Source organism: Nitrospirota bacterium (assembly GCA_035873375.1).
Taxonomy (GTDB): Bacteria; Nitrospirota; Thermodesulfovibrionia; order Thermodesulfovibrionales; family JdFR-85; genus BMS3Bbin07.
This window is the reverse complement of sequence record JAYWMQ010000012.1, coordinates 14425-26330: the sequence shown is the minus strand read 5'-3', so window position 1 is coordinate 26330 and position 11906 is coordinate 14425. Positions and strand designations below refer to the sequence as shown.

The following is an 11906-nucleotide window of genomic DNA, read 5'->3' as shown; positions in this document are numbered from 1 at the left end:
TATAACCTTATGAAAAGGGAGGATTGTCATGTATGTTTTAAGAAGGGTCACGCTTTGCATGCTCAGTCTGTTTATTGTTCTTTCTTTCGGCTGTGCCCAGAAATATGCCGTCCTTATCAGCACAAACGTGGTCACGGCGGACAACGTGTCATACAACTCCGAGTGGTGGTACGACCTTTACCTGCAATACAACATGTTGAGAGATAACGGGTTTAAGGATGACAAGATTTACGTCCTCTACGGAGATGGAACCGATTTCAATACGGTACACGCAGACTACAACGCCACAACCCAGTATGGACATGCCATTACGGATATGGCCGTGAACAAGGCAAATATTCAGTCTGTCTTCAATACGCTCGGCACCAAGGTAAAGAGCAGGGACTATCTCTATGTCTGGTGGATGGGGCACGGAGGCGGCTATGGCCCGGATTCATGCGACCTCACGATGTATATCAGCAATACCGGAGAGACGGTTACAGACACGGAACTGACAACATACATGGGCAGCGTGCCGAACTACAAGAAGCGTACAGTCGACGTAATGACCTGCCATTCAGGGGGAATGCTCGACAACATGGCTTCATCCGGCAACAACACGGTCACCCTCACCTCTTCCACCTGTGTGGAAAACTCCTACTCCATCTCTACTACGTGTAACGGACGCCCTCATGCGGAATTTCACTACACCCTACCTAATGCCCTGGACGAAAAAGACCCCTGTGGAACCCCCGTTGGGTCAGACTACGATGGGAACGGTTATGTGTCATTGTCCGAGGCAGACCAGTATAATTCGGCTACCATGACTACATCGACTCCCCAGATGAAAGATCCGGACGGGATAGCGCCAACCACTTATATTAAAAAACAATCACCTTAGAAAGGAATGGGGAGGCAGTTCCGAACTCCGGAAATCATCTCTAAAGCCGGGCTAACAGGTATACGGACCAGAGCGAGTTCAATTCCACCCCGGTGCCTGGCAAAGGCACCGGGGTGGAACCCGGCTGTTGCAGGCAGCAAACCCGTCTTCAGTCTGACAGAACAGATTCCCTGAAGTGTAAGGGCAAGGGTTGTATGCAACAATGCACATAGTTTTCCTTCCCTGAATTAGGTCCACCAATGTCAATTTTCCGTCAACCCACTTTCTGACCATCCAAGTCATTTTCTTGACAACAGCCCCCTATACCCTTGATTTATAAGAAGATTTAAAACAGGCATGTTCCTTGAATACTCAAGCAGCCAATGATTGTTGTTATAGTCACCGGGCAAAGGTCAAATAAGCTAATTACCAATGCCCAATCAAAAAAGGAGGCCTGAATGGCAGAAGAAAAAGATGAGAGACAGGAAGAGGAATCCGGAGGGAAAAAGCCGGAGAAAAAGGGCAAATTAAAGCTGATTGTAATAGCCGTTGTAGCCATTGTTTTGCTTGGTGGCGGCGGTTTTTTTGCCTATTCAATGTTCCTGGGCAAGAAGACCGAAACAAAGGCAGTGCCGATAAAAGGAGATACGCTTAATGAAGAACAGCCTGCGCTCTTCCCACTTTCACCTTTTGTTGTCAACCTCGCCGACCGGGGAAGGTTTCTGAAGGTCACAATAAAACTCGAGATGACGGACATAAAATATGAGGAACTGATAAAGGAAAGAACACCACATCTGCGGGACACTGTCATTACCCTCCTCAGCAGCAAGACAGCAGAATCCATATCTACGCCTGAAGGTAAGTTCCAGCTCAAGGACGAGCTCCTGATGAGGGCAAATGCTGCGGTTGGCAGGGACGTCTTTAAAAACATCTATTTTACCGACTTCGTGATGCAATGAGTGATATACTCTCCCAGGATGAAGTTGACGCACTGTTAACGGGCGTAAAGGAAGGCAAGGTCGAAACCAGACCACAGGATCCCCCCGGCGGGATTCGCACTTATGACCTGACGAACCAGGAAAGGATTATCCGTGGCAGGATGCCGGGACTTGAGATGGTCAACGAGAGGTTTGCAGGTCTTTTCAGGGTCTCCCTCTCAAACTTCCTCGGCAAATTCATAGACGTCACAGTCCAGGGCATATCCATCATAAAGTTTGAAGAATTTATGAAGATAATTTCTCTGCCTTCAAGCATAAACATGTTCAAAATCCGTCCACTCAAGGGCCACGCCTTAATGGTCCTTGAAGCACCGCTTATCTTTGCCCTCGTAGAATATTTTTTCGGTGGCAATAGTGCAAGTCCTGTAAAAACAGATGGACGGAGTTTTACCCCTGTTGAGCAGCGACTCATTAATAAAGTATTGGCAATAGCGCTTGGCGATCTTCAAAACGCTTTGGCTGAGCTTGTTGAGGTTAAGACAGAATTCGCAGGCTCTGAAACAAACCCTCAGTTCGTAACCCTGATACCCAAAACCGAGACACTCATCAAGGTGGAATTTCACGTGGAGATGGAGCACCTGACAGGAAAGATATACCTCGGAATTCCCTACTCACTTGTTGAACCGATCAAGGAAAAACTTTATTCCGGAATTACCGCCAATACTATAGACGTGGATAAAGGCTGGATTAAAAGATTAGTTGAATCACTCAATGAATCCTTCGTAAATATAACTGTTGAACTTGACAGGGCGGAGTTAAAACTCGAGGATGTTTTGAACCTGCAGACAGGCGATATAATAACCCTCGGCAAGTCAGTGGCTGATGAACTGGTCGTCAAGGTTGAAGGGGTACCCAAGTTTTACTGTACGCCGGGACATCACAGGGGAAGCCAGGCAGTCAAGATTACAAGGGCAATTGAAATGAATTATGAAAGGAGCAACTAAAATGGATGAAAAGACAACCGAGACTCAACAACCCGGCAGCAAGGAGCCGGAAGAGGCAAAATTCGATGAACTGAAGACAGATGAGAGCAGGGATAAGACAGTAAGGGATATAAATTTTCTGCTTGATGTACCACTTGAGATAACCGTCGAACTCGGAAAAACGAGAATGCTCATTCAGGAATTGGTTCAACTCGGTCAGGGCTCTGTTATCGAGCTTGAGAAACTGGCAGGAGAACCGATGGAGATACTCGTCAACAACAAACTGATTGCAAGGGGCGAGGTTGTTGTGGTTAACGAAAAGTTCGGCGTAAGGCTTACCGACACTATAAGTCCAATGGAAAGGATCAGACAACTGAAATGATGGAAGAGACCATAAAGATAGCGCTTTCACTTGCATTCATTGTCGGCCTCATACTTGTTGTGGCAGGGTTTATGAAAAAAAGAGCGGGCACAGGATCGGAAATTCTCAAAACCCTCGGATACCTGAACCTTGGACCCAGAAAGGGTATAGCAATAATCAAGGCAGGTGAAGAGATACTCCTTGTCGGGATTACAACCAATGACCTGAAACTCCTGAAGACAATCCCGGAAATTGCCCTTGAAAACGAACTCAAAACACTCAAGAACAATATCCAGCAGATAAAAAGTTTCAAGGAACTGCTTATCAGAAAATGAACCATTCTACAGACTACATAAGCAAAGATGAAAACAAATCACTACGCCTTTATCCGGAGATTAAAAAGGCCTGCCCTGTTAAACTGGTCAGGGTTAAATTGGACAGATTGTTTAACCCAACAAATGTCAGGAAATGTTTTCAGAGAAAAGATATAAAGATTGCAGCTTTCACTCTCTGCTTTGTAATCATATCTTCAACAACCTTTCCTGCAACCGCTAACGCCTTTGAGCTCGGCAAGATTGACAATCCCATGATGAATCTCTTTATCATCCTGAGCCTCCTTTCATTCATCCCGGCAGTGCTGGTAATGTTTACGTCCTTCACAAGGATAGTGGTGGTTCTCTCCTTCCTGAGGCATGCCATAGGAGGCCAGCAGATACCACCAAATCCTGTCATCATAGGTCTTTCCCTCTTCCTTACACTCTTTGTCATGTCACCTGTTGTAGAGAAAATTCAGGCAGATGCCGTAAACCCCTACGTTAAGGAAGAGATAACCTTTGTTGATGCTCTCAAAAGGGCCGAGCCCTCGATCAAGGGGTTCATGCTGAAGCAGACCAGAGAAAAAGACCTCGGGCTGTTTATGGACATTGCCGGTATAAAAAAAGCGGAAAAGCCGGAAGACCTGTCTCTGAGGATCGTAATTCCCGCCTTTGCAATCAGCGAACTAAGGACCGCTTTTGAGATAGGCTTTCTGATTTATCTGCCCTTCCTGGTTATAGACATGGTGGTTGCAAGTGTTCTGCTTTCGCTGGGGATGATGATGTTGCCGCCTGTAATCATATCCCTGCCGTTCAAGCTCCTCCTCTTTGTGCTTGTTGACGGATGGAATCTCCTGATAGGTTCACTCGTAAGGAGTTTCCAATGACTATAGACATGGTGAGGGATATCTCCGGGGAGGTTATTAAAACAGTCCTTATCGTTTCAGGGCCTGCACTGCTTGTAAGCCTCCTTGTAGGCCTCCTGATCAGTTTTTTCCAGGCAATCACACAGATACAGGAATTCACCCTGACCTTTGTACCCAAAATACTGGCGGTCTTTCTCTGTCTCTTTATACTCCTTCCCTGGACTGCCCAGGTGCTGGTGGATTTCACCCGCCGGTTGATAATTAATATACCGTATTACATTAAGTGACGGATTACAAGGAGATTCCGTGAAAGGCACCGAGATACTGACTAACGACATAACGACCTTCCTCCTTGTCCTTCTGAGACTGGGGATAGTGATGACCTTCCTGCCCTTTTTTGGCAGCAAGAATCTGCCTCCCCATTTCAGGATCGGCCTTATCATTGCCCTATCTTTACTGCTGACCCCTATAGTGCAGACCGTCATTCAACCCGGAGAAAACTTACAACCCTCCTTGGAGCACTTTATCGGAGACGAAGCAGACATGAAAAATCAAAAGAATCTCTGGGCTGAGGCGGACATTCCCCTCATGGTGATAAAGGAAACCATCTTCTCCTTTGTCCTTGCCCTGACCGTGAGATTCATCTTTTATGCTGTTGATACCGCCGGCCAGATTATAGCCACTACAATGGGGCTCTCCATGGCAACTGTCTTTAATCCGGAGATCGGTCAGTCAACAGAAATTGCCAGGCTCTACGGCATCGTGGCCTTTCTGCTCTTCCTGAGTCTTGATGCCCATCACTACTTTATTTATGCCTTTATAAAGAGCTTTGAACATGTAGCAGTCGGGGGAGCGGATATAAAGAGCATGGTAAGTGCAGGGATAGCACTCAGCAGCAGGATTTTCACACTGGCAATAAAACTTTCAGCACCTGTCATAGCCGTGGTGATGATCACCAACATATTGCTTGGCATGCTCTCCAAACTCATACCTCAGTTTAATATATTCTTTGTTGGATACCCCATATATATCACTTTGGGATATATTGTAATGCTCCTTGGGTTACCGCTGATGATCTATCTTCTCAGCGGTTATTTCATTGGGATAAAGGGTGATCTCACCGGTATAATCCTTTCGGGAGGAACCAGGTAAATGGCTGATGACCAGGAAAAAACAGAACAGGGAACTCCTCAAAAACGGCAGAAGGCCAGGGAAGAGGGCCGTGTTGCCCGCAGCAGGGAACTCAGTTCAATGCTCTCTATGGGAGGGGTTGTCCTCATCATGATTTTTATGGGACATTCCACCATACAGAACATCATGGTCATTACGAGAGAGGGGCTTACCTTCCCACACCTTAATGGTCCTCTGGATGTAATGAAGGATTTATCCGTCAAAGGCGTCCTGATACTGCTGCCTTTTATGGCGATAGCCGTTCTAATGGCAATAGCCGGCAATACCATACAGGGTGGATTTGTCATCAAACCCCTAAAGCTGGAAGTGGAGAAGATAAACCCGATAGAGGGAATAAAGAGAATGTTCTCAAGACATGCTGCAATGGAATTCCTGAAGGGTATTGTCAAATTTATTACAGGTGCGTTGCTACTCTACGTCATACTCAAAAAAAGCATGCCCCTGCTCCTGAACCTGATGGCTATGGATGTACAGACTCTTTCGGTATCCATGTCGGGAATGCTCTTCTATACAATAAAACTCGGCTTTGTCTGCTTCTTTATCATATCCTTTCTTGATTATATCAACGAGAGATGGAAACATGAGCGCTCACTCAGAATGAGCAAGGAGGAAGTGAAAGAGGAGTATAAATCAACAGAAGGTGATCCGCATATAAAGGCCAGGATAAGGTCCATACAGAAAGAGATGGCAAGAAAAAGGATGATGCAGGAGGTACCGAAAGCTACTGTAATAATAACAAACCCGACTCATTTAGCTATTGCACTGAAGTATGAACGGGCTGCCATGGGAGCACCAAAGGTCATTGCCAAGGGTGCAGGGTTCATGGCGGAAAGGATCAAGGATATTGCCGGCAAATCCGGCATTCCCATTGTGGAGGACAAACCCATAGCCCAGGCCCTCTACAAGCTGGACGTGGACACGGAAATACCCGAGATACTATACAGGGCAGTTGCCAGGATACTTTCCTATATCTATAAACTCAGGGGAGCGGTGGCATAAAAATGTCACCGGCAAGGAATTACGGATTACAAGGAAATCAAGCCGGCATGGAAATATTAACCGGCAACCTGGAGGAAAATGGATGGACAGACTAAACTTTCTAAAAAATCGCAGTGACATGGCCCTGGCGCTAAGCATGGTGGTAGTCCTGGGAATAATGCTTTTACCGGTACCCGCCTTTGCCCTTGATATATTCCTGTCCATCTCCGTATCCATTGCAATCGTGATACTCCTCACATCTGTCTATATTAAGAAACCCCTTGATTTCTCGGTCTTTCCGTCTCTCCTCCTTATGGTCACCCTCTACAGGCTGTCTCTTAATATTGCAACAACAAGGATAATACTCCTCAAGGGAAATGAAGGCGCTGAAGCTGCAGGGCGGGTAATAAAATCCTTTGGTAATTTTGTTGTTGGCGGTAATTATGCCGTAGGGCTTATTGTATTTCTGATTCTTGTAATTATCAACTTTATAGTTATTACAAAGGGGGCAGGCAGGATTGCCGAGGTGGCGGCAAGATTTACCCTCGATGCCATGCCCGGCAAACAGATGGCAATAGATGCCGACCTGAATGCCGGTCTCATAGACGAACAATCAGCAAAAAAGAGACGCGAGACCATCTCTCATGAAGCGGATTTTTACGGGGCCATGGATGGTGCGAGTAAGTTTGTAAGGGGTGATGCCATTGCAGGACTCGTTATAACAATAATAAACATTCTGGGCGGACTCATGATAGGGGTCTTTCAGAAGGGCATGCCCATTGCTGATGCTGCAAGAACATATATGCTCCTTACCATAGGTGACGGACTTGTATCACAGATACCCGCATTGCTCGTATCCACATCTGCAGGCATAGTCGTAAGCCGTGCAGGAAGCGATACAGACCTTGGAGAAGAGGTCAAAAGACAAATATTCGTTAATCCCAAGGCCCTGTCAACTGCATCCGGGGTACTCTTCATCCTCGCCCTTGTTCCAGGGTTGCCTCATATCCCGTTCCTCATTATATCCATCACCTCCGGATCGATCGCATATATGGTATCCAGAAAACCTGCCACAGTACAGGAGGAGGCCACGGAAACCGAGGTCCCCTCAGAGCCGTCAATTGAATCATATCTTGAACTTGATCCCCTCAGCCTTGAGATCGGCTACGGATTGATACCCCTTGTTGAAGAACCGGGGGGGCAGATGCTTGGAAAGATCAAGGCAATGCGCAGACAGATTGCACAGGAACTTGGTTTTATAGTCCCACCTGTTCATATAAAGGACAATCTGCAACTCAGACCCCATGAATACAGTTTCCAGATAAAAGGGATTGAGATTACAAAAGGAGAGGTGCTTTTAGGAAAATGGCTTGCAGTGGCCGGGGACGAGGGACAGGAGAAGGTTGAGGGTATCCCGACAAAAGAGCCTGCCTTTGGTCTGCCCGCCTGCTGGATTGATGAGAGTGAAATAGAATCCGCCCAAACCAGGGGACATACGGTTGTCGACCCTTCCACTGTCATCGTCACCCACCTGACGGAACTGCTCAGAAGACATGGATGGGAGGTGCTTACCAGAATGGAGACCCAGGATATTCTTGACAATGTCTCCAGGAACTATCCGCGAATAGTTGAAGAACTTGTTCCAAACATACTCCCGTTAGGCACAGTACAGAGAGTGCTTCAGAACCTCCTTAAAGAACGCATACCCATCAAGGATATGATCACCATACTTGAAACCCTTCTTGATCACGGTCAAAGAGTAAAAGACCCTGATACACTTACAGAACTCGTCAGACAGTCCCTCTCCAGGGTTATAAGCAAACAGTATATGCTCCCTGACGGCACCCTGCCTGTCTTCACCCTTGACCCACGATATGAGCGGGAAATTATCCAGTCCATGGAAGAGAGCACAAGCCTGTCGCCTCAATTAATGCAAAGACTCCTGCAGGGGATTGAAAAGACATTGAAGGGTGACAAGCTCAAAAACATCCAGCCGGCCCTGGTCTGTTCTCCCCAGATACGCAGACATTTAAGAAACATTGCCGACAGGCTCATGCCCTCTCTGGTCATCCTGTCAAGCAATGAAATTTCATCAAACACAAAACTCTATTCACTGGGAATGGTGAGCTATGAAGATTAAAAAATTCCATGCGAAGACTTTTTCCGTGGTACTGAAGATGGTAAAAAAAGAATTGGGCCCTGATGCAGTAATTCTCTCATCAGAGCAACTTAGAGAGAATATGGTCGAGGTAGTAGCAGCAGTGGACTATGAGGGGATAAGCATCTCTGAACCGTCCTGTGTTGCTGAAAAGTCAACAGACCTCTCGGAACTCAAAAGCGAGGTCGAACGGCTGAAAGAGGCCCTCGTCCAGATGAAGAAAAGCGGATACGAGATGAAGCTTCCGGATAAAAAACTCAAAATACTAAAACTACTCTTAAAAAGGTCCATTAAGGAAGAATTCGCCCTGATGCTGTGTGAGAAGGCAGGAAACCCTGAGTCCCTTCTGAATGTTCTGACGGAGGAGATAAAGACCATGAATGCATTGTCTGCAAAGAAAGCAGTGATGCTTATAGGCCCCACCGGCGTTGGAAAGACCAGCACACTGGCCAAACTTGCCTCCCAGGCAATACGCTCAGGCAAGAGGATTGCCATCATAACACTTGATACATACCGCATTGGTGCAGTTGAACAGCTCAGGTTTTTTGCAAGGATTCTTGGAGTCCCCCTGGAGGTGGTATCTGATATCTCCGACCTGAAAGACAGGGTGATTAAACATACCGGCCGCGACCTGATATTTATTGATACAACAGGGAGAAACCCCAGGGATGAAAAATATATTGACGAGATCCGGAAGATTCATACCCTTGGTCTTCCAATAGAGACACATCTGATCATGAGCACAAGCAGTGATGATGTCTTTATGATTGATGCATATAAATATTACAGGCAGCTCAGTATCGATTGTCTCGGATTCACAAAGGTCGACGAGGCGGTTAATGCCGGCTCCATCTACAATCTGTCCGTCCTGTATCAAAAACCTGTTGCCTATATTACCACCGGACAGCGTATACCAATGGATATTGAGTTTCCCGACAACAATACGCTCGCAAGGCTCATACTGGAAAAAGGAGTGGAAAAATGAAACAGCTAAAGAACCAGCCGAAACAGATAAGCACCATAGCAGTTACAAGTGGCAAAGGCGGAGTCGGCAAGACAAACATAGTGGCAAACCTCGCCATATCACTTCAGAGACAGGGGAAGAAGGTTCTTATCTTTGATGCAGACCTTGGATTGAGCAACATCGACATCCTTTTCGGCATGGCGCCAAGATACAATATTCATCACCTTCTGAAAGGTGAACGGTCCCTTAGCGAGGTCATTGTAAAGGGTCCTGAGGGAGTCATGATACTGCCTGCAAGTTCCGGAATAGAAGAACTCACCAGCATAAACGAATTTGAAAGGTTACGATTGCTCGATGAATTTGATTCCTTTGATGAGGATATCGACGTCCTCCTGATTGATACCAGTGGAGGAATATCATCCAATGTAACCTTCTTTTGTATGGCTGCACAGGATATAGTGGTTGTTATAACCCCTGAGCCGACCTCTCTTACAGACGCCTATGCACTGATTAAACTCCTTTACACCAGATATCAGGAAAGGGAGTTCAGAATACTCGTCAACTGTGCCGGAAGTTCTTCCGAGGCGCTCGATGTTTTTAAGAGACTGCACATTGTAACAGAGAGGTTCCTGAACATAGCGCTCGATTATCTTGGATTCATTCCCCAGGATAGTGCTATCCCGAGGGCCGTCAGGTCCCAGCAGACAGTTGTAACCTCTGAGCCCGAAAGTCTCTCGGCACAAGGCTTCAAAGAACTCGCGTTTAAACTCGGCAACGATGCCAAAACCAGGCTTAAAGGAAGTATCCAGTTCTTTCTGGGAAATCTTTTCGGGGTCGGTAATGATACAGGGATATAGGGCCATCACTACAGAGGAAGAAAAAGAGGCAGTCCTGAAGGACATGCTTCCGTACATAAAATATACTGCTTACAGGCTTGCATGGAGACTGTCACCACAACTTACAATTGATGATCTCCTGAGTGTAGGCGTGATAGGACTGCTTGATGCAATTGAAAGGTACGACCCGTCAAGACACACAAATATAAAGACCTATGCTGAATACAGGATAAAAGGGGCAATGCTTGATGAACTTAGGTCTGCTGAATGGGCACCAAAACAGCTCCAGAAAAAGATAAACGACCTAAAATCAGCATACCGCCGTCTGGAACAGAAACTTGACCGTCCGCCTTCCGAAGAAGAGGTTGCAGAGGAACTTGGAATAGCCCCCGATGAACTCTTCAAGCTGCTTCAGGATGCAAACGGGTCGGTTACAATAAGTCTTGAAGATATCGAATACAGGGTCGGACAAGGCGGGGACGGTGACTACAATATATATGAACATATCCAGGACAAAAACGCAGATGATCCTCTCACACTCCTTGAGAAGTCTGATTTCAAAGACCATCTGGTGAAGGCCATGGACAGGTTGCCGGAACGCGAAAAGATCATCCTCTCACTCTATTACTGGGAGGAGATTACCTTTAAAGAGATCGGAAAGGTACTGAGCATCTCTGAATCAAGGGTGTCCCAACTCCACAGTCAGGCCCTTATACGGATGAAGGCCTATATTGAAAAAATAACCGGTGATTAAAGTTTTCATTAAATATGGCCGATAAGATGAATAAAGGCAAGTTTGACCCTAAATATCCAAGCTTATGAATGACCTTATCCCAAACCCGGCCTGCTTCAAACAATAAACCCCAAAACCGGAGCTGGAGGTATATACAGATGTGTGATATAATGTCTTATATGATTAAAGTCTTTATTATAGAAGATCATGCCATTGTCAGGAATGGACTGAAAGACCTCTTCAACTCAGTTGAAGGTTACAGGGTTATCGGTGAGGCGGAAAACGGTGTTGATGCAATAAAGGTAATAAAAGAAAAGTCCCCGCATGTCATCATCCTTGACATGAACCTCCCTTTAATGCACGGAGCAGACGTTATCAAGGAACTCAGACCTCTGGTTCCCAGCTCCAAGATAATCATCCTTACAGGGATTATGGACGTTAACAGAATAGCCGATGCCATAAGAAGGGGTGCATCCGGGGTTATTATGAAACCAACTCCTTTCTCGGAACTAAGAGAAGCTATCGTTGCTATATTAAAGGGTGGTCTCTATTTTTCACCTTCAATCTCAAAACAGGTAATTAAAAAACTCTCCTCAAAAGAAGCGTAAAATTCCAAGGCTCTGCTGCTTTACAGCGACTAAAGTTTTTTTTCTTTTGGACGATAAGGTATTACGTATCAGTATTCAGAGGTTAATTCTTAATTCCCTTGAATCCTGAAAGCCTGC

General features: G+C 46.0%; 13 protein-coding genes and 1 pseudogene. All 14 read left to right on the top strand.

The features are described 5' to 3' along the window. Positions 1 to 28 precede the first annotated feature (28 nt). The 14 genes and pseudogenes from VST71_03310 (at position 29) to VST71_03245 (ending at position 11789) form a co-directional block, all read left to right on the top strand. The gene (locus tag VST71_03310; protein ID MEC4684745.1) at positions 29 to 880 is read left to right on the top strand and encodes a C13 family peptidase; all 852 of its coding nucleotides are present in this window, start codon (positions 29 to 31) and stop codon (positions 878 to 880) included. A gap of 437 nt (positions 881 to 1317) precedes the next feature. Then, positions 1318 to 1818, top strand: coding sequence for a flagellar basal body-associated protein FliL (locus VST71_03305; protein MEC4684744.1), 501 nt, complete (start codon positions 1318 to 1320; stop codon positions 1816 to 1818). Further along, the gene (fliM, locus tag VST71_03300) at positions 1815 to 2801 is read left to right on the top strand and encodes a flagellar motor switch protein FliM (protein MEC4684743.1); all 987 of its coding nucleotides are present in this window, start codon (positions 1815 to 1817) and stop codon (positions 2799 to 2801) included. Before VST71_03305 ends, fliM begins: the two co-directional genes overlap by 4 nt. A 103-nt stretch (positions 2802 to 2904) precedes the next feature. Continuing rightward, positions 2905 to 3162 (top strand): annotated as a pseudogene (gene fliN, locus VST71_03295) (flagellar motor switch protein FliN). Next, positions 3159 to 3476, top strand: a complete 318-nt coding sequence (locus VST71_03290) for a flagellar biosynthetic protein FliO (GenBank protein MEC4684742.1) — start codon at positions 3159 to 3161, stop codon at positions 3474 to 3476. The pseudogene fliN and the gene VST71_03290 overlap by 4 nt, the downstream one beginning before the upstream one ends. Next, on the top strand, positions 3473 to 4342 hold the full coding sequence (gene fliP / locus VST71_03285) for a flagellar type III secretion system pore protein FliP (protein MEC4684741.1): 870 nt from the start codon (positions 3473 to 3475) through the stop codon (positions 4340 to 4342). Before VST71_03290 ends, fliP begins: the two co-directional genes overlap by 4 nt. Then, positions 4339 to 4608 (top strand): flagellar biosynthesis protein FliQ, encoded by a 270-nt coding sequence (fliQ, locus tag VST71_03280; GenBank protein ID MEC4684740.1) that lies wholly within the window; start codon positions 4339 to 4341, stop codon positions 4606 to 4608. The genes fliP and fliQ overlap by 4 nt, the downstream gene beginning before the upstream one ends. A gap of 19 nt (positions 4609 to 4627) precedes the next feature. After that, a complete protein-coding gene (locus VST71_03275) occupies positions 4628 to 5473 on the top strand; it encodes a flagellar biosynthetic protein FliR (GenBank protein MEC4684739.1) in 846 nt (281 codons plus the stop codon). Continuing rightward, positions 5474 to 6511, top strand: a complete 1038-nt coding sequence (gene flhB / locus VST71_03270) for a flagellar biosynthesis protein FlhB (GenBank protein MEC4684738.1) — start codon at positions 5474 to 5476, stop codon at positions 6509 to 6511. It begins immediately after the preceding gene. A gap of 82 nt (positions 6512 to 6593) precedes the next feature. After that, entirely contained in the window at positions 6594 to 8630 is a 2037-nt protein-coding gene (gene flhA / locus VST71_03265; protein MEC4684737.1) for a flagellar biosynthesis protein FlhA, read from the top strand. Next, positions 8620 to 9633 carry an ATP-binding protein gene (locus VST71_03260; GenBank protein ID MEC4684736.1) on the top strand — a complete coding sequence of 338 codons (1014 nt, stop codon included), beginning with the start codon at positions 8620 to 8622 and terminating at the stop codon, positions 9631 to 9633. The genes flhA and VST71_03260 overlap by 11 nt, the downstream gene beginning before the upstream one ends. Beyond that, entirely contained in the window at positions 9630 to 10469 is an 840-nt protein-coding gene (locus VST71_03255) for a MinD/ParA family protein (protein ID MEC4684735.1), read from the top strand. Before VST71_03260 ends, VST71_03255 begins: the two co-directional genes overlap by 4 nt. Beyond that, positions 10453 to 11202: a FliA/WhiG family RNA polymerase sigma factor gene (locus VST71_03250; GenBank protein MEC4684734.1), complete on the top strand. Its 750-nt coding sequence runs from the start codon at positions 10453 to 10455 to the stop codon at positions 11200 to 11202. Before VST71_03255 ends, VST71_03250 begins: the two co-directional genes overlap by 17 nt. 137 nt (positions 11203 to 11339) lie before the next feature. After that, the gene (locus VST71_03245) at positions 11340 to 11789 is read left to right on the top strand and encodes a response regulator transcription factor (GenBank protein MEC4684733.1); all 450 of its coding nucleotides are present in this window, start codon (positions 11340 to 11342) and stop codon (positions 11787 to 11789) included. The last annotated feature ends 117 nt before the right edge of the window (positions 11790 to 11906 follow it).